The sequence below is a fragment of the Desulfonatronum thiodismutans genome (assembly GCF_000717475.1).
Lineage (GTDB): Bacteria > Desulfobacterota > Desulfovibrionia > Desulfovibrionales > Desulfonatronaceae > Desulfonatronum > Desulfonatronum thiodismutans.
In genome coordinates this window covers 133,035-151,785 of the sequence record NZ_JPIK01000021.1, presented here as the reverse complement: position 1 = coordinate 151,785, position 18,751 = coordinate 133,035, and the positions used below count along the sequence as shown (strand labels likewise).

Sequence of the window (18,751 nt, the reverse complement as noted above, 5' to 3'; positions counted from 1 at the left end):
CGATCAACTATTGAAAGGAAGCAAATTCTTCAACTTGCCCACCAACTCGTCGCGCAAAGTCTCGTCCTGCAGGGCAAAGTAGATGTTAGCCGTGAGATAGTCGCTCCAGTCGCCCACGTCGAATCGCATCCCGCGCATCTTCACTGCCAGGAGGCGGTTCTTCTGAGCCAGTTTCAGCAGAGCGTCCGTGATCTGAATTTCCCCGCCGTGACCCGGCTCAGCCCCTTCGAGGTGCTCGAATATTTCCGGCATGAGCACGTAGCGTCCGACCACCGCCATTCGGGAAGGCGCCTGAGCCGGAGCCGGCTTCTCCACCATGGAGCGGACCCGGTAGACTCCGGGAGCAAACTCCTCTCCATGGATGATGCCGTAGCTGCTCACCTTGTCCGCGCCGACCTCGATCACGCCGACTACGGACATGTTTTCGGACAGGGCCACGTCCATCAACTGCTTAATGCCCGGCTCCATGTTGAAAATCAGATCATCCCCGAGCATCAGGGCGAAGGGCTCCTGCTTGATGACCTCCTTGGCGCAAAGCACGGCGTGTCCCAGCCCCAATTGCTTTTTCTGGCGCACGGATATGATGTTGACCATCTCGGCCACGGCACGAACTTCTTCCAAAAGCGCCGTTTTCCCGGTGCGTTGCAGCAGATCCTCCAAGGCCCAGTTGTAGTCGAAATGGTCCTCAATGATTTTCTTATTGGAATTGTTCACGAAAACCACGTCCGTCAGCCCGGAATACATGGCTTCCTCAACGATGTGCTGCACGGCCGGTTTTTTGAATACCGGAAGCATTTCCTTGGGAATGTTCTTGGTTGCCGGCAACGACCTGGTTCCCCAACCAGCCACGGGAATGACGACTTTTCTGATCTGCATCGGAACAATCTCCTTCGTTTGGATCAATGCCGGCGGATATCTCTGGTGAAAACGCCACTGAGGGACACGCCCGGCATTGATGCGAAAAACTCGAAACTATCTAATATTTCCAGCATTCAAATGGGTTACAGCAACATCTGGAAGGCAAAGCGTCAAAAAAAGCAAGCCGTTGGAATTTTTTGTCGGTAGCTTTGCCTCCGACAATCGACTTAAGTTTAAACCCATTCGAACAAACAGTCTATCGCAAAGACGTTTGCAAGACGTCCACCAGTTCATCGGCAAGCCGTTGAACCAGGACGGAATCCTCGCCTTCCACCATGACCCGTGCCACCGGTTCGGTGCCGGAGTAACGCAGCAGCACGCGCCCCCTGGTCCCGAGCTTTTCCTCTGCCATGGCCACGGCCTTGGCCACTTCCGGGGATTGTTCGAAGGGGATCTTGCGCTCCACGTGTACATTGATCAGCACCTGGGGAAACGGCTTCAACTGCCCCGCCAGTTCGGACAGCGGCTTGCCCTTTTCCTGCATGATCCGCATCAGCTGCAGGGCGGCCAGGATACCGTCCCCCGTGGTGCAATGGTTCAGAAAGATCAAATGGCCGGACTGCTCACCGCCGAACACCGCACCTTCGCGGCGCATGGCCTCCACCACGTAGCGATCGCCCACGGGCGTGCGCAACAGTCTGCCGCCATGGTCCCGCATGAACAGTTCCAGAGACATGTTGCTCATCACCGTGGCCACAAGGGTGTTGCCGGGCAACGTGCCGTCCTGCATCATGTCCTGGGCGCAGATGGCCATGATCTGGTCGCCGTCCAGCACGGTCCCTTGCTCGTCCGTGACGATCAGCCGGTCTCCGTCGCCGTCCAGGGCCAGACCGATGTCCGCCCCGGATTCCAGGACGCGATGCGCCATGAGTTCCGGATAGAGGGAACCGCACTTGCGGTTGATGTTCAGTCCGTCGGGCTCCGTGCCGATTTCCTCCACCTTGGCCCCCAGTTCCTCGAACAGCAAGGGGGCGACCTTGTACGTCGCGCCGTTGGCGCAGTCCAAGACAACCTTCACCCCGTCGAAGGTCATGGTTGAAGGGATGGTGTTTTTCAAAAACACCAGATACCGTCCCAGACTGTCCTGAATCCGGGCGGCTTTGCCCACGTTTTCCGGCTGTGGATACTCCCAATCCGTATCCGGAGAGAGAATCAACTCCGAAATCCTGTCTTCCATGGCATCGGCCAACTTGAATCCCAGATTGTCGAACAGCTTGATTCCGTTATCCATGAACGGATTGTGCGAAGCGGAAATCACGACTCCGACGTCGGCGCGCATGTTGCGAGTCAGAAAAGAAATGGCCGGGGTGGGCATGGGGCCAACCAGATAGACGTCCATGCCCGCCGCGCAAAATCCGGAAGTCAGGGCCGTCTCGAACACGTACCCCGACAAGCGCGTATCCTTGCCGATCACCACCCGGTGTCGCCGCGAACCGTTGCGCATCATTTGACCAACGGCCAACCCCAGCCGCAAGGCGATCTCCGGAAGCATGGGAAAAATGTTCACCTGGCCGCGCATACCGTCCGTTCCAAAAAGACCTTTTCGCATTGGGCACCTCGCTCTATCGCTCGTATGTCTGCTTTTTATTGGTTCAATCAGTCACCGGCGGCTTCAACGGAAGGACCGGCTTCTTCAAGCTCAAGAGCCACCCGGATCCGTTCCGGCTCACTCTGCGTCAACGTCACTCCGGCAGGCAATTCAACCCGGTATCCCACCTCATGCTCACCAACGGGCAACTCTCCCAGAGGCGCGGCCACCACCCGGACCTGATTCTCAATCCCAGGATCGCGGGCCAGGGATACCGGAACGGAGAGCGTCAGGCGGATCAAGGCCGGCTCCAGCTTCATGACCATGCCCGAAGGCCGCGTGGCCTGGATTTCTCGATCCAGGGACAATTCAGTCCGCTTCTCGCCAAAATCAAGCTGCACCAGCACCCGGCTGGGGCTGGCCTCCACTTCCGCGGGCAAGACCAATCCAACGGTCGTTTCTACTTGCCCAGGGCGGCCGCTCTCCACCTTGACGGGCTGCGTTTCCAACACGTCCACGGGCTCCACCATCTCCTGGGGCCCACGAAGCGTCACTTCCGGCGGTCTCAGCGCATATCCGCGCAACTCGAAGTCGTCATCCAGTTCGACCACGACGTTCTTGGCCACGGGAACAATTTTGGTCATCAATCGATCCACAAGCAATTCCGCCCGGGAAGGTACGATTTCCACCACTTCGATGGCCCGGGACAAGTTCAAATTGCGGGTCTCGAAGTCAAGCAGGTTAACGCCGGCTTGCAGATTCGCCAGATCCAACGGGTAATAGGCATTGCGCATGTCGATGGTCCGGACCATGGGGCGCGGCCCGCGGACCCGGACCTCGATCCGGTTGACCATGCCCTGCCGCACGACGTATCCTTGCGGCATATTGACCATTTCCACGGGCACCTGAATCCAGGCGTCCACCTTTTCCCGCCCTGAGACGAGATACCAGGAGAACACGGCCAGAGCAAAGGCCAGGACCAGATATTGCCAATTGGCGCGTGGTATCATGAATGCTCCAGAACTTCGCGCAGCACGTCCTTGAGTTGGGCTTCATTCAGGTCTTCAGTCAACCGGCCGCCCTGAGCAATGGAGATGATGCCGCGCTCCTCGGAGACCACCAGGGCCACGGCGTCGGTTTCCTCGCTGACCCCGATGGCGGCCCGGTGCCGGGTCCCGAGCTTCGCGGAGTGATCCACGCCTGAGGACAACGGCAGAATGCAGCCCGCGGCCTCGATTCGCCCCCCCCGGACCACCACGGCGCCGTCGTGTAACGGAGTGTTCGGATAAAAGATGGTCACCAGCAATTCCCGGCTCAAGTCGGCCTTGATCTCCACACCCCGGGCAATGATGTCCCCCAGGGGAATGCTCCGCTCAAGGACGATCAGTGCTCCGATGCGCGACTTGGCCATGTTCAGGGCCGAAAAAACGACTTCGTTCACCAGCCTGTCCGAAACCTTGCGCCGCCGCCACAGGCTTCCGGCCCCCAGTTCGGAAAGGGCCTTGCGGATGTCCTGCTGGAAGAAAATGATAATCACCAGGAAGAGCGAGCCGAGAAAATTGGCCAGCAACCAGTTCAGGGTGAACAAGCCGAACTCGTCGGACAGGTAGAAGATAACCAGGATCAGGACCAGGCCGTAGATCACCGAAACGGCCCGCGTCCCCTTGATCAGCAGAATCAGCCGGTAAAAGGCAAAGGTCACCAGACCGATGTCCACCAGGTCCCGAATGCTGATCGGAATGCTGAACGGCGTCTCTAGCATGCCGGACCTCCCCCGACGCGCAGGGCCTTTTCAACCCGCAATGTTCGCGCCGTGGCTCGCACGTCGTGCATCCGATGGATCCGCACGCCCCGAGCCGCGAGCAAGGCCGCTGCCACCTGGGTGACCGTCCCTCGCTCCTCCAGTTCCAGACCCAAAAGATCCTTCCAGAGCGACTTGTTGGAAACCCCAACCAGAATCGGGCGGCCCAGTTCCTGAAACACTTCGATGTTGCGCAGCAATTCCAAATTGTGCTCCAGCCGCTTGCCGAATCCGATACCGGGATCGAGGACCACATGCTCTTCCGGCAGCCCGGAACGCCCCAAGGCTTCCATCCGCTGCTCGAAAAAGAGACGCACTTCGTCCACGATGTCGTCGTACCGGGGATCTTGCTGCATGCTCTCCGGGCTGCCTTGGGCGTGCATCAGCACGTAGCCGGGCTTGAACTGGCCCAGGACGTCCATAAGTTCCGGGTCGAACCGACAACCGGAAACGTCGTTGACGATGGACGCCCCGTCCTGAAGGCACCGGGCCGCCACGGCGGACTTGGTCGTGTCGATGGAAACTATCGAAGAAGCAACGGAAGATTCAGCCTCCAGAGACGCCGCCGACAGTCCGCGAACCACGGGCAGCACTCGCTCCAACTCCTGTTGAACGCCCACGGGACGAGAACCGGGGCGAGTGGACTCACCGCCCACGTCCAGGATCAACGCGCCCTGAGAAGCCAGCAACAGACCATGACGAAGGGCGGAGTCCGGCTCGACGTGCCGCCCTCCGTCATAAAACGAGTCCGGGGTGCAGTTCACCACCCCCATGATCACCGGATCGGCTAGACCGATCCAACGACTATCCTTGATTTTCCAAGAAGAAACGGGCCGCATCCGAAAACGTCAAGACCGGATCAAGACCGGTTGGTTTTCTCTGGTTCTTCCAGGGCAAACTCGTCCGCGTCGTCTGCGTCGTCCCTGTCTTCAGAACGTCCGTCAGTGGTGTCGGAAGGCACGGAAGGATTGGCGGGCTGCGCGGAGCCGGCTCTCTCTCCTTCCGCCTCTTTTTCGCCCCCGCCCATGTCGTCGCCGGGTCCAACCCCGGATGCCGCTTCAGGTGCTGCTCCAGCGTCCTTCCGGGCTGGCTTCGCGCCCACGGGGCTTATGGGCGGCAGAGGCTCGCCCTTCATCAACAGCGTGATGTCCTCGCCGGTTATGGTTTCTCGCTCCAGAAGCGCGTTGGCCATGGCATGCAGATCGTCGATGTGCTTTTCCAGAAGCTGCTTGGCCTTGCCATGTGCCCTCGTCACGAAGCCCTTGATCTCCGCATCGATCATCTGGGCGGTCTGTTCGCTGTAATCCTTCTGGTGCCCGATCTCCCGGCCCAAAAAGACATGATCGTTGTTTTCCCCCAGGGAAAGCGGCCCCAGGGTATCGCTCATGCCCCACTGACAAACCATCTTCCTGGCCATCTTCGTGGCCCGTTCGATGTCGTTGCCCGCCCCGGTGGTCAGTTGATCGAAGATGATCTCCTCCGCCACTCTCCCGGCGAGCAGCACGGCCAAAGTCTTTTCCAGATAGGATCGGCTGTAATTGTGACGCTCATCGTCCGGAAGCTGCATGGTCACACCCAGGGCCATGCCCCGGGGAATGATGGACACCTTGTGGATCGGGTCCGTGCCGGGAAGCAGACGGGCCACCAGGGCGTGGCCGGCCTCGTGGTAGGCCGTGGTCTTCTTCTCCTCGTCGCTGAGAATCATGCTCCGCCGCTCCTTGCCCATGAGCAGCTTGTCCTTGGCTTCCTCGAAGTCCCGCATGTCCAGCTGTTCCTTGCCTTGCCGGGCCGCATGCAGGGCCGCCTCGTTGACCAGGTTTTCCAGATCAGCTCCGGACATGCCCGGAGTGCCCTTGGCCAGGGATTCCAGATCTACCCCCTTGGCCAGGGGCGTGCGCTTGGCGTGGACCTGCAGAATACGCACCCGGCCACGAAAATCAGGTGCGGGCACCACCACCTGACGGTCAAAACGACCTGGGCGCAGCAGGGCCGGGTCCAGCACGTCGGGCCGGTTGGTGGCCGCTATCAGGATCACGCCCTCGTTGGATTCAAAGCCGTCCATTTCCACAAGCATCTGGTTCAGGGTCTGCTCCCGTTCATCGTGCCCGCCGCCCAGACCGGCCCCGCGCTGCCGCCCCACGGCGTCAATCTCATCGATGAAGATCAAACAGGGCGCGTTCTTCTTGCCCTGGGTGAAAAGGTCCCGGACCCTGGCCGCGCCCACGCCCACGAACATTTCCACAAAGTCCGAGCCGGAAATGGAGAAAAACGGCACTCCGGCCTCTCCGGCCACGGCCCTGGCCAGAAGGGTCTTTCCGGTACCCGGTGAACCGACCAGCAGGACGCCTTTGGGAATTCGCCCGCCCAGGCGAGTGAATTTCTTGGGCTCGCGGAGAAAATCCACAACCTCCATCAGCTCTTCCTTGGCCTCGTCCACTCCGGCCACATCCTCAAAGGTGACCTTGGTGGATTCCTCGCTGAGCATCTTGGCCCGGGACCGGCCAAAGGACATGGCTCTCCCGCCTCCGGATTGCATCTGGCGCATGAAAAAAATCCACACGCCGATCAAGAGGAGCATTGGAAACCAGGAAATAAGCACCGTAAAGTACCATGGCGATTGGTCCTCCGGCTCGGCAACCACGCGCACGTTGTTGTCAAGAAGCGTCTGCACCAGGTTCGGATCGTTGGGATTGAACGAGACAAAACGCTGTTCGTTGAGCAGGACGCCCTGGATTCGCTGCCCCTGAACCTTGACCTCGGTGATTTCACCGGCGCGCACACGGGTCAATAACTCGCTGTAACTCAGCCTTTGCTCCGGCGCGGGCGGTTGGCTGAACATGTTGAACAGAACCACCATGACCACGGAAATGGTGGCCCAGAGCAACAGGTTCTTGGAAAAATTATTCAATGGAAGACTCCTCCGGTATCAGTTTGTCACTTCAACATAATCGAAATCGTAATCGGTATTGCCATGCGCTATTCTCATCCCACGCTTGCGGATCAAGGACGAAATGGATACAAGTCACCGCTGTTCGTTCGCCAAGAAGCTAGCCCAAGCTGGTACCGGGCAAGCATGAAGCACGAATTGAGGAAGCGTTTCGTCACCGGTGTGGCGCCTGGACTTCAAATCCAGTGGACGGTCGAGAGGTCGTCGGTAGGTTCGACTCCTATACGCTTCCGCCATTTCCTCTCGACAACGGCTCATTCCACTCCGACTCCCCCACCATCACCCCGAGAGCCAAGCCCGAAGATCGGCGATTTGTCGGCGTACCGGCCCTTCCCCCGTACCCCCGGGCGCGCATCGCCGGGCTACGGCCTGGTGATAATCCAGCACCGTGAAAACGTCTTCCTCAATCAACGGAGAGAATGACCGCAACGTTTCCAGCGGCAGATCCTCCAGACCCTGCCTCTGTTCCTCGGCAAAGGCCACGGCCCGCCCGACGACATGATGGGCGTCGCGAAAGGGCAAGCCCTTGGCCACCAAGTAGTCGGCCAGCTCCGTGGCGTTGAGAAAGCCTTTGCGCAGCAGGGCCAGCATCCGTTCGGGGACGAACTCCATTTCGGCCATCATCGCGGCCATCAGCCGCAACGAGGACGACACGGTCGTGTCCGCGTCGAAAAACGGTTCCTTGTCTTCCTGCAAATCACGGTTGTACGTCAGCGGCAGCCCCTTGACCAGAGTCAGCAACGCCGTCAGGTCGCCGTAGACCCGCCCGGTCTTGCCGCGCATCAGTTCGGCCACGTCCGGATTTTTTTTCTGGGGCATGATGCTCGACCCCGTGGCAAAGGCGTCGGGCAGCCGCACGAATCCGAAGGCCGGATTGGCCCAGAGGATCAGCTCCTCGCAGAGCCGGGACAGGTGCGCCATGATCGCGCAGGCGCAGAACACGGGCTCCATGACAAAGTCCCGGTCCGCCACCGCGTCCATGCTGTTGGCGAAAATTTCGGGAAACCCCACTTCCCGGGCGACCATTTCCGGGTCAATGGGATAGGTGGTACCGGCCAGAGCCGCGGCTCCCAAAGGGCTGACCTGGACCCGCTTGCGGGCGTCGGCGACCCGGTCGAAATCACGGCGACACATCCAGGCGTAGGCCAGGAGATGCTGGGCCAGGCTGACCGGTTGGGCCGGCTGCAAATGGGTGCAGCCGGGCAGCAAGGTCCGGACGTGCTCCTCGGCCCGGCTGGCCAGTACATGGATCAGTTCGCCCAGGTACGCCTGCCACTGCCCCAGGGCTTCATCCACATGCAACCGGAAGTCCAGGGCCACCTGATCGTTGCGGCTGCGCCCGGTGTGCAACCGCTTGCCGGCTTCACCGATCAGCTCGGTCAACCGGGCCTCGATGTTCATGTGTACGTCTTCCAGTTCGTCTTTCCAGACGAAGGTTCCATCCGCGACCTCGGCTTCGACCCTCCGCAGCCCCTCCAGAATGGCGTCCACGTCCTCGGCTCGCAAAACACCCTGTCTGCCCAGCATCCGGGCATGGGCCATGGAGCCTCGAATATCCTGCATGGCCAGGCGGCGGTCCACCCCGACCGAAGCCGTGTACTGTTCCACGAGCCGGTTCGTAGCCGCCTCAAACCGTCCGCCCCAGAGCTTTTCGGTGGATACTTTTCCGGACATTACTGATTCCAGGCCCGCAGCCGCAGGGCGTTCAGCCGGATAAATCCGGCCGCGTCGGCCTGATCGTAGACCATGTCTTGCTCGAAGGTGGCCAGTTCCGGGTTGTACAGGGAAACGTCAGACTTGCGTCCCAGCACCGAGACCGCCCCTTTGTACAGTTTCAGCCGCACCGTGCCCCGGACCCGTTCCTGGGTCTTGTCGATGAAGGCCTGCAGGGCCTCCCGCTCCGGAGCGAACCAGAATCCGTTGTAGACCATGGCCGCGTATTGCGGGATCAACTGATCGCGCAGACGCATGGTTTCCCGGTCCAGGGTCAGGCCCTCCAGATCGCGGTGGGCGGTTTGAAGAATCGTCCCTCCCGGGGTTTCGTAGACCCCGCGGGACTTCATGCCCACGAATCGACTCTCCACCATGTCCAGACGACCGATTCCGTGCCGCCCGCCCAGAACGTTCAGCTCGGCCATGATCGTCGCCGGAGTCATGGTCTGGCCGTTGAGGGCCACGGGATTCCCGACCTCGAATTCGATGGTCGCGATCTCCGGCCGGTCCGGGGCCTGCTCCGGCGGCACGCACATCAGGTAGGTGTGCGGTCCGGGTTCGGCCCAGGGGTCTTCCAGCTCGCCGCCTTCAAAAGACAGGTGCAGCAGATTTCCATCGCAGGAATACGGCTTGTCCTTGGTCACGGTCACGGGAATGTCGTGCTTTTTGGCGTATTCGACGCAGTCCGTGCGCGAACGCAGATCCCACTCCCGCCAGGGAGCGATGGTCTTCAGGTTTTTATCCAGGGCAGCGGCGGTCAATTCAAAGCGGACCTGATCGTTGCCCTTGCCCGTGGCTCCGTGAGCAATGGCCTGAGCGCCCTCGGCCCGGGCGATTTCCACCATCCGCTTGGCGATCAGGGGCCGGGCAATGGAGGTTCCCAGCAGATAGCGGCCCTCGTACACCGCGTTGGCCCGCATCATCGGGAAAATATAGTCCCTGGCGAACTCCTCGCGCAGATCTTCGACAAAGGCCTTGCTCGCGCCGGTTTCCAGGGCCCGGCGCTCCACTCCGGAAAGGTCTTCTCCCTGGCCCAGGTCCGCTGTAAAGGCGATCACCTCGCAGGAATAGGTTTCCTTGATCCACTTCAGAATCACCGACGTATCCAGACCACCGGAGTAGGCCAGTACGACCTTTTCAACTTTCTGATTCATTTCCGCGCACCCGTCCTGTTCAAGTAGTTTCCGCTAGTTCTGTTCCCCAAAAACCCATTCCAGCAAGGCCTTCTGCATATGCAACCGATTCTCGGCTTGGTCCCAGACCAGGGAGGCCTCGCCTTCCATGACCTCGTCGGTGATCTCCTCCCCACGTTTGGCCGGGAGGCAGTGCAGGACCTTGCAATCCGGACGGGCCAGGGCCAACAGCCGGGAGTTGACCTGGAAGGGAGCGAAAATCTCCCGCCGCTCCTCCGCCAAGTCCTCTTGGCCCATGGAAGCCCAGACATCGGTATTCACGTAGTGGGCTTCGTTCACGGCTTCCTTGGGATCGTTGGTCACCACCACGTTGGCCCCGTTCTCCCGGGCCTGCTGCAAGACCCCCGGATCCGGCTCGTATCCCTGGGGCACGGCCAGATGAAGGGCAAAGGGGAAATGCATGGCCGCGTGCAGCCAGGAGTTGGCCATGTTGTTCCCGTCGCCTACCCAAGCGATTTTCAGGCTCGGAATGTCCGGGGTCTGCTCGAAAATGGTCAGCATGTCGCTCATCACCTGGCAGGGGTGATGTAGATCAGTCAAGGCGTTGATCACCGGAATCCCGCCGACCGAGGCCAACTCTTCGAGTACTTCCTGGGCAAAAGTCCTCACCACCACGCCCTGGACGTAGCGCCCGAAAACCCTTGCCGTGTCCCGCAAGGGTTCGTTCCGGCCGAGCTGAGACTCCTTGTTGGTCATGAACAGCACGTCGCCGCCCAGGGCTCGAATGGCCACTTCAAAGGAAATCCGCGTCCGGGTGGAAGCCTTTTCGAACAGCAGGATCAGCGTCTTGCCGTCGAGCAGGGACGAGCGCCAGTTGGCGGCTTTGATTTCCTTGGCCCTGGTCAGCATGTTCCAGGACTCGGAACGCTTCAAATCGGTTATTTGCAAAAAATGTCGAGCCATAACGCCCTCACGCGCCCCCTCAAACACCTACGGGGGGATTCAAGATGAACAAACTCCACAGCCCTGTCCGCGCCGCGAACAAGTATCGGGAGCAACTCTTGCTGAAAGAAAAATGTCGAACATAGCCTGGGGCATTGCCGGTGTAAAGAACTAATAACCGGCTCACCAGGGCATTATTGTTCTCGACCCACCGGCGCTCTGAATCGGGATCGAAATCGAAATCGTGATCGAAATCGTTTTCTGGTAACTTTCCGATTTCGATCACGATTTCGATTTCGATGGGTGTCGCCCCTCCCTGAGGGATCCCCTTGGACATCCTGCAATCTACTACCATGGAATGATTGTGATTCTACAGAGAACAAAATTGCCCTGGACGCGACATGCCGGAAAATTTGACATCCGCGGCTCTCCTGGGTCAACGTTACAGAAGAACCGTTGAACGGAGCCACCGGGCTCCGTCCCCAACCCCATGCGGCAATCCAAGGAGCAAGCATGCGTCTCGTCATCGTATCCAATCGGCTGCCCATCAATCTGGTGGAAGAGGACGGCAGGATCATTGCCAAGGAATCCGTGGGCGGACTGGCCACGGGCCTGAACTCCTACCTGGACTCCCTGGACCAGAATTCGCCCTTCAGCGACGATCCCCTGTGGGTCGGCTGGCCGGGGATGTATCTGGACGACCCGAGCCGGTTCGACTTCTCTTCCCGAATCATGGGCAAGTTCCGAATCTGCCCGGTCAACGTGACCCCGGACCAGATGGACAGCTTTTACCTCGGGTTCTGCAACTCCACCCTCTGGCCCCTGTTCCACTATTTCCCGTCCTATGTCGCATTCGACGAAGCGTCCTGGGACAGCTACGTCCAGGTCAACGACATTTTCCGCCGGACCGTGGAATCCGTGCTGCAACCGGACGACGTGGTCTGGGTGCACGACTATCAGATCATGCTCCTGCCGGAGATGATCCGCTCCAGCAGGCCGGACGTGACCAGCGGCTTCTTCCTGCACATTCCCTTTCCGTCCTATGAAATCTTCCGCCTCCTGCCCAGCACCTGGCGCACCCGTCTGCTGCGAGGTCTCCTGGGCTCGGACCTGATCGGCTTCCACACCTACGACTATTCCCAGCATTTCCTGCGCAGCGTCTCGGCCATCCTGGGCCTGGAGCACCATCTGGGCAAGATCATGGTCGGGGACCGCCTGGTCAAGGTGGACACCTTTCCCATGGGCATCGACTATCACAAGTACGCCCAGGCCGCCCGGGACCAGCGCACCCAGGATGAAAAGCGTAAACTGCGCGATTCCCTTGGATCAACCAAGATTATGCTCTCCATCGACCGCCTGGACTACAGCAAGGGCATCGCCAACCGGCTGCGGGGATACGAACAATTCCTGGAACTCTACCCGGAATGGCATGAACGGGTCGTCCTGATGCTGGTGGTGGTCCCGTCCCGGACCGGGGTAGGCAGGTACCAGGAAATGAAAAAGCAGATCGACGAGTTGGTGGGGGCGATCAACGGACGGTTCGGCAAGCTTTCCTGGTCCCCGATCATCTACCAGTACACCACCTACCCGCTGCGCGAACTGACCATGCTCTACGACATCAGCGACGTGGCCCTGGTCACCCCGCTACGCGACGGAATGAATTTGATCGCCAAGGAGTATATCGCGGCCAAGACCGACGACCAGGGAGTGCTGGTGCTCAGCGAGACCGCCGGAGCGGCCATCGAACTGGGGGAGACGTTGATCGTCAATCCCAACAGCCTGACGGACCTCGCCGAAGCCATTCACAAGGCCCTGGAAACGCCGGAGGATGAGCAGCGTCAAATCATGACCCTGCTCAAAAACCGGCTGGAGCGCTTCGACGTCAACCACTGGGCCGAAGACTTCATGAACTCCCTGCTGCACGTCAAGACCGAGCAGGAGCGGATGGAGTCCACGTTCATCAGCGCCGACGCGGCCCAGGCGGTTGTCCTCCGATGCAAGTCCGCCCCGAGCCGCCTGCTGCTGCTGGACTACGACGGCACCCTGGTTCCCTTCCATGACGCCCCGTCCATGGCCTGCCCCTCGGAAGAAATCCGGGACACTCTCCGGACCCTGGCCGCCCTGCCCGAGACCCAGGTGGTCATCCTCAGCGGCCGGGACAAGCACAACCTGGAACGCTGCCTGGGCAACCTGCCCGTGGCCCTGGTGGCCGAACACGGGGTCTGGGTCCGGGAGACGGATGGCCAGTGGCGAATGATCCGCCCTTTGCTCAACGACTGGAAGGACCAGATCCGCCCGATCCTGGAGCGCTTCAGCTCACGTGTGCCGGGGACCTTCACCGAGGACAAGGATTTTTCCATGGCCTGGCACTATCGCCAGGCGGATCGCAACCTCGGCGCGCAACGGGCCCGGGAACTTGCCGAAACCCTGCGCGGGCTGGCCTCCAACGTGGGCATCCAGATTTTGCAAAGCCCCATGGTGGTCGAGGTGCGCAGCGCCGGGATCAGCAAGGCCGTGGCCGCCATGCACTTCAGCTCCAAGCGGGAGTGGGGCTTCATCCTGGCCATGGGCGACGCGGAAAGCGACGAGGAAATGTTCAAGACCCTGCCGGACCATGCCGTGACCCTTCGTGTCGGCCACGACCTGTCCCACGCCACCTACAACATCCGCAACCCGCGGGGGGCTGGAGTGCTGCTGAAGAATTTTACATTGTGATCAGTTGATGTGTGCGGGACAAGCGAAGCGCATCAGGCAACCGCAAAAAATCCGTATCGACTCAGCTCATTTTATGTCTGCTCTTGCCCCGGCAATCGGGGGCGGGATCGGAGTCGGAATAGGGAAATAATGGAACGCATCCCAGCGTTTTCGATCCCGATTTCGACTCCAACCCCGGCAACGAAATGACTCTGCGCTGGTATAGTTACAAAAATCGTAACTACTTAGTAAATCCTGGGTTGAGCTCATTTCCGACTCTGGATTCCCGCCTTCGCGGGAATGACGTGTTTTTTCCATGCCGCCTCCCAAGCAGTCATACCCGCGAAGGCGGGTATCCAGACCGCATTTCCTCGAATGAGCTGAGTAGTTACCAAAAATCCTTCACTTCACGTAAATCTTGACCAGGTTCGTGGCCACGCGCTCTTGGCGGGGCTTGGGCTGGCCGGCGGTGATGACCACGGCCTCGCCGGTGGCGAAGAAATCCGGGTTGCTGTCCACGAAATACTCGGTTCGGTCCAGATGGTCCGAAAGCTGTTCCTTGATGGAGTGCGGCAGCACCCCTTTGGAGAAATTCAGGAACTGACGCGCCGGATAGTCCGGGCACAGGGCATGGATCGGCTGCTCCGGGCGACAGGCGCTGAGATGGCGGATCGTGGCCCCGGAAATGCTGTGGGCCACCAGGGCGCGGACCTGGGCCTTTTCCGCCAGTAGGCAGGCGGCATAGGCCAGGAACCAGGCCGGATCGGACTGATCCTTGGGCGCCTTCGGTCCCCGATGGTGCTTCGCGCCGAAACGTTCAGCCTCCAGGCCGATTTCCCGCATGGTCCGGACCGCCTCCAGGGGGTGATTGCCGATGGCGGTTTCCTCGGAGAGCATCACGCAGTCCGTCCCATCGTGAATGGCGTTGGCCACGTCCGTGATTTCAGCCCGGGTCGGCATGGGGTTGTCCACCATGGACAGCAGCATCTGGGTGGCCACGATCACCGGCTTGCCGGCTTGGTTGCAGGCCCTGATGATCTCTTTTTGCAGGCCCGGCAGAGTGGCCAGGGGACATTCCAGGCCCAGATCGCCCCGAGCGACCATGATCCCGTCCACCAGTTCCAGAATCTCCTGAAGATTCTCCACGGCATTGCGTCGCTCCAGCTTGGCGATCACCGGCACCCGGTGCCCCAGACGCTCCATCTCGTTGATCAGGGAGCGGATGTCCTGGGCGTCCTGAACAAAGGACAGAGCCACCACGTTCACGCCCAGTTCCAGGCCGTAGGCCAGGTCCATGCGATCCTTGGGCGTAAATGCCGGCAGGGGACTGACTTTGCCGGGAAAGGCCACGCCCTTTTTTGACGATAACAATCCCGCGTTGAGCGCCTTGAGCAGAACCGTCCGGGCGTCGAGCTTCTCCACGATCTGGAACTGCAGGCCGCCGTCGCTGAGGGTCACCGTATCCCCCTTCTCCAGGACTTCCAGCATATCCGGCTGATCCAGATCCACCCAGCGCAATCCTTTGATGCTCTGGCCGGTGGCCTCCAGATCTTTTTGCCCACCCGGCAGGCCCATATACAGTAAATCATCCTTATGCACGTCCCAGGGAGCGTCCGCTATTTCACCGATCCGGATTTTTGGCCCCGAAAGATCCTGCAAGAGACTCAGAGCAACGTCCATCTCCGCCTCCAGCTTCTTCAGCCGGGCGATGATGGTTTCAAAATAGGACCGGTCGCCATGGGAAAAATTCAACCGAAAGATGCGCACCCCTTGCTCGATCATCCGGCGCAGCATGTCCTCCGAATCGATTGCCGGCCCTACCGTGACCACGACTTTTGTTTTCATGCGGCTGTCTCCTGAGTTGAAATAAATAATTGGGAATAAGATGTTTTACTCTGACAGTTTTGCGAAAATCCGACTCAAATAGCTCTCGCCGTCCCGCAACCGCGTGGAAGTCTGGCCCTGTTCGTTCTTCTCGTGCCAGTCCAGACGCAGGACGCCCTTCTGGATCATCCTCTCAGCAAGGTCCATTTCACCGTCGTTGGCCGCCGCCCCCTTGAAGCGTCCGAGCGGGGACGAGTCCCGGAGCAGGATAAAGGAGTGGATCGTCCAGGTTCGGCCGGTTTTGTGGCTCATCTTTTGGGCCAGCTCCTTCAGATGTCCGCTGGTGGCCACCCGGACCTTGTCGTTCATCGCGTCCGGTCCACGCAGGCCAAGATCGCTCTCATCGCTGATTCCCGACTGCCCCTTGGGGTCGAAGAGGGCCAGGGTCGTCTTGCGGCGTTTTTCATCGACGATCCACAACACGAAGTCCGGATAGAATACCCTTGTTTCGCCTTCGAGATACAGGCCGATGGAGCGCAGGGACTCCACATTGCGCATCAGGTAGAATTCGCGGTGGTCGCGGGCGTACCTGATCTCGATGAAGTCCAGGATGTCGCGGAGAAACTTGCGCTCCCCGGCATTGAGCCGGTCCGGGGCAATGCCGATCCGGCGCAGCTTGTGCTGCTTGAGCAGATATTGCTCGACCTCGCCCAGCAAGGGCTCGTAGATGTGATACTCCCCCCGGTTCTCCTCGAACTGGAATTGGAGCTGCTTCCACGCGCCGGGTTGCTTTTCAAAAGCCTGCTTCTCGGCCTCCTTGGCGAACTCAAAGGTCACGGTGTAGCGGTCGATGAAATCGCCGGGGGTGGTGGCCGTCTTTTGTTCCACCGGGCCGAAGCGGTAATTGCGCTTGTCGATGTCGTAGCGGACCTTGTGGAAGATCTTTTCCAGAACATCCCGTCGCGTCTCGTCCAGCAGGCGCTCGGCCACGGACCAGGAGCGGTCGTCCAGGGGCTGATCGTACAGCACCTCGCCGACGGCCGGCAGAATGTCCGCATGGCGCAGACATCGGGTCCGCCCGTCCCGGCGCAGATAAAGCTGAACCCGTTGCTGCCGGGACCAGGTCAGCAGGCGTTGGTGCAAGTCATCGACGGGCAGAAAGGCCGATTGATGCTCCAGGCAGTGCATCAGAGACAAATTCACGTTTTCCCCCGCCGCGTTGCGGTTGGCCCGGTAGTCCAGCCCGAAGCCCGGATTGGGAAGCGTGCCGCTGACGGTTTGGCCGTCCTGCACATGCTCCCACTCCCAGGCGTGGCTGCCCGCATCCAGGGTCACCCGCAGCGGTGCGTCGAATTCGGATTGTCCGACCTTGAAGGTCTCCAGCTTGGCTTGATACTGCGCGAAGGAAAGCTGCTTCTTCCTGCCGACCCTGACCACGCCCGGTTTGACGTCAATGGAAAAGGGGCCGGAAATGTAGGAAATCTCCTGCTCCAGAGCCTTGAGAAAGGTTTCCAGCCAGGAGCGTCTGAGGCTGTAGACGTTCAGCGTTTCCAGGCGGCGCAACTGGTTGTCCGGGGTATTGTCCCGGACCAGGGCGGGATAATCAAGGTTGTGCTCCAGGTTCCGGCGCTTGCCGTCGCCGCGCAGGCCCTTGAGGCGCACGCCGCGGCCGAAGATCTGAATGATTTTGTTGCCCTTGGTCGAGCCCAGATTGATCAGCCCGATGATCGAGACGCGGAAGCAGTTCCAGCCCTCGGCGAACTTGCGGCTGCCCACCAGCACGTTGATGGGCGAGGCCGGGTCGTCGATGGCCGAAAAATGGTACCGGGGGTTGACGATGCCCGCCTTGGCCAGGGTGACCAGCGGCTCCCCGCCGGAAGCGCTCAGTTGGGGATGCTCGCCGCAATCCGCGAAGAACCTGTCGCCGTTGCCCACGTTGATCAGCCCCCAGTACCCGCCGTCGCCCCAGGACAGCCAGATTTCGTCCTGGATGCCCGGGGAGCGGGTCAGGGTCAGCCTGCCGTCGTACTGGTCGTTGAAGATGGTCTGGTACTGCCCGCGCTCCTCGGGCCGCAGATGGGCCAGCCAGACCACGAACTTGCGGATGTCCGAAACCTCGTCCCTGTCGCTGCCCTCTTTCCTGGAATCTTCCACCGTGTTGCCCATGAAGGCCAGCAACGGCTTGTCCGCAAAGCGTCCGGCAAATCCGCTCCGCCCGGCCTGCCAGGTCTGGCTGACGGCCAGATGGGCGTGGGCCGTGAGTTTGTCGTGCAGGGTGGCGAAGGTCGCGTCGAAAAAGTCGGCCTCGCTTTTTCCCAAATCCGCGAAACGGTCGTCGTTCAGGGATTGCAGGGCATAGTCCTTGCCGTAGCCGTCCTTGAAGAAGCGGTAGTAGTTGTAGTCGTAGACAATCTGTTCCTCGTATTCGCGCACGTGCTGTTCGGCGATGCCGTGATAGGTGGCCGAATACTCGAACAGAAAGCTGTTTTCCGGCCTGAGCAGATCCTGGCGCAGCCTCTTGAATGCGCCGATTTTCTCCCTGCCCCCGCCAGCCAAGCCGATATGCCCCTCGTCCACCAGCACCAGGCGGAACAGGCGTCTGCTTTCCGGCATGTTGAAAAAGCCGGGCTCCCGGTTCAGCAGCGCCCCGGTGGTGGCCACGATCAGCTTGATGCGGTTGTTGCAGAGGCGGTTCAACCGCCGGACCAGCTCGCCCAGCTCCCGCTCGTGCTGCTGGATGAGATTCACGCCCGGGGTGGTCAGGATCAGTTGCAGCTCGTCAAAGGCCTGTACTCCGCCGATATGATCAATGAACTGCAAAATGTTCAGATGCATCAAAAGGGTTTTACCGCTGCCCGTGGCCATCCAGTACACCAGGGCCTTCTGATCGACATACCCGCTTCCGGCGCGTTTTTGGCTGAGAACGTACTCGGTGAAGTACAGGGCCAGGATCTGGTAATAGCGCAGATGAAACGGACGGGTCGCCTGGAGCCGGTTGTACTCGGCCAGCCAGCCCTGAATCCTGCGCCCTTCGGTTTTCGGCAGGCCGCTGTGCTGCCTGGACGCGAAGGATTCCACCTGCCGCTGGTACGCACGGTCGTTCCCTTCGGCGGATTGATACAGGTCGCCAAGCAGGTCGCGCTTGAGGCGATTGTAAAGCTTCAGCTCCATAAGATAACAACCTTTTCCGTCATTGACGCCCCGGCAACTCGCTTCCTTCGTTCACGCCGGGCTCCCGGTCCTGCATTTCT

General features: G+C 60.3%; 12 protein-coding genes and 1 tRNA gene. 2 read left to right on the top strand and 11 right to left on the bottom strand.

The window, feature by feature from the left end:
• Positions 1 to 3: 3 nt before the first annotated feature.
• From galU to ftsH, 6 genes are all read right to left on the bottom strand, one after another.
• A complete protein-coding gene (gene galU, locus GY33_RS0116075) occupies positions 4 to 876 on the bottom strand; it encodes a UTP--glucose-1-phosphate uridylyltransferase GalU (RefSeq protein ID WP_031388316.1) in 873 nt (290 codons plus the stop codon).
• Between the two features lie 238 nt (positions 877 to 1,114).
• Entirely contained in the window at positions 1,115 to 2,467 is a 1,353-nt protein-coding gene (glmM, locus tag GY33_RS0116070; protein WP_031388315.1) for a phosphoglucosamine mutase, read from the bottom strand.
• 47 nt (positions 2,468 to 2,514) lie between these two features.
• On the bottom strand, positions 2,515 to 3,456 hold the full coding sequence (locus GY33_RS0116065) for a CdaR family protein (RefSeq protein ID WP_031388314.1): 942 nt from the start codon (positions 3,454 to 3,456) through the stop codon (positions 2,515 to 2,517).
• The gene (gene cdaA / locus GY33_RS0116060) at positions 3,453 to 4,208 is read right to left on the bottom strand and encodes a diadenylate cyclase CdaA (RefSeq protein WP_031388313.1); all 756 of its coding nucleotides are present in this window, start codon (positions 4,206 to 4,208) and stop codon (positions 3,453 to 3,455) included. The genes GY33_RS0116065 and cdaA overlap by 4 nt, the downstream gene beginning before the upstream one ends.
• The gene (gene folP, locus GY33_RS0116055) at positions 4,202 to 5,086 is read right to left on the bottom strand and encodes a dihydropteroate synthase (RefSeq protein ID WP_031388312.1); all 885 of its coding nucleotides are present in this window, start codon (positions 5,084 to 5,086) and stop codon (positions 4,202 to 4,204) included. The genes cdaA and folP overlap by 7 nt, the downstream gene beginning before the upstream one ends.
• Positions 5,087 to 5,106: 20 nt before the next feature.
• Entirely contained in the window at positions 5,107 to 7,155 is a 2,049-nt protein-coding gene (gene ftsH / locus GY33_RS0116050; RefSeq protein ID WP_084185247.1) for an ATP-dependent zinc metalloprotease FtsH, read from the bottom strand.
• 181 nt (positions 7,156 to 7,336) lie between these two features.
• Here ftsH and GY33_RS0116045 point away from each other — a divergent pair.
• A tRNA-Sec gene (locus tag GY33_RS0116045) sits at positions 7,337 to 7,430 on the top strand.
• Positions 7,431 to 7,473: 43 nt separating this feature from the next.
• Here GY33_RS0116045 and argH read toward each other — a convergent pair.
• From argH to argF, 3 genes are read right to left on the bottom strand one after another with little or no spacing between them, the layout of a single operon-like run.
• Positions 7,474 to 8,868, bottom strand: a complete 1,395-nt coding sequence (argH, locus tag GY33_RS0116040) for an argininosuccinate lyase (protein WP_031388310.1) — start codon at positions 8,866 to 8,868, stop codon at positions 7,474 to 7,476.
• Positions 8,868 to 10,061, bottom strand: coding sequence for an argininosuccinate synthase (locus tag GY33_RS0116035; RefSeq protein ID WP_031388309.1), 1,194 nt, complete (start codon positions 10,059 to 10,061; stop codon positions 8,868 to 8,870). Before GY33_RS0116035 ends, argH begins: the two co-directional genes overlap by 1 nt.
• A gap of 33 nt (positions 10,062 to 10,094) precedes the next feature.
• Positions 10,095 to 11,003, bottom strand: coding sequence for an ornithine carbamoyltransferase (gene argF / locus GY33_RS0116030; protein WP_031388308.1), 909 nt, complete (start codon positions 11,001 to 11,003; stop codon positions 10,095 to 10,097).
• 492 nt (positions 11,004 to 11,495) lie between these two features.
• Here argF and GY33_RS0116020 point away from each other — a divergent pair, with 492 nt between their 5' ends.
• A complete protein-coding gene (locus GY33_RS0116020; RefSeq protein ID WP_031388306.1) occupies positions 11,496 to 13,697 on the top strand; it encodes a bifunctional alpha,alpha-trehalose-phosphate synthase (UDP-forming)/trehalose-phosphatase in 2,202 nt (733 codons plus the stop codon).
• Between the two features lie 381 nt (positions 13,698 to 14,078).
• Here the strand turns inward: GY33_RS0116020 and pyk are convergent, their stop codons facing one another.
• The gene (gene pyk / locus GY33_RS0116015; protein ID WP_031388305.1) at positions 14,079 to 15,521 is read right to left on the bottom strand and encodes a pyruvate kinase; all 1,443 of its coding nucleotides are present in this window, start codon (positions 15,519 to 15,521) and stop codon (positions 14,079 to 14,081) included.
• 45 nt (positions 15,522 to 15,566) lie between these two features.
• On the bottom strand, positions 15,567 to 18,671 hold the full coding sequence (locus GY33_RS0116010) for a DEAD/DEAH box helicase family protein (protein ID WP_031388304.1): 3,105 nt from the start codon (positions 18,669 to 18,671) through the stop codon (positions 15,567 to 15,569).
• Positions 18,672 to 18,751 lie beyond the last annotated feature (80 nt).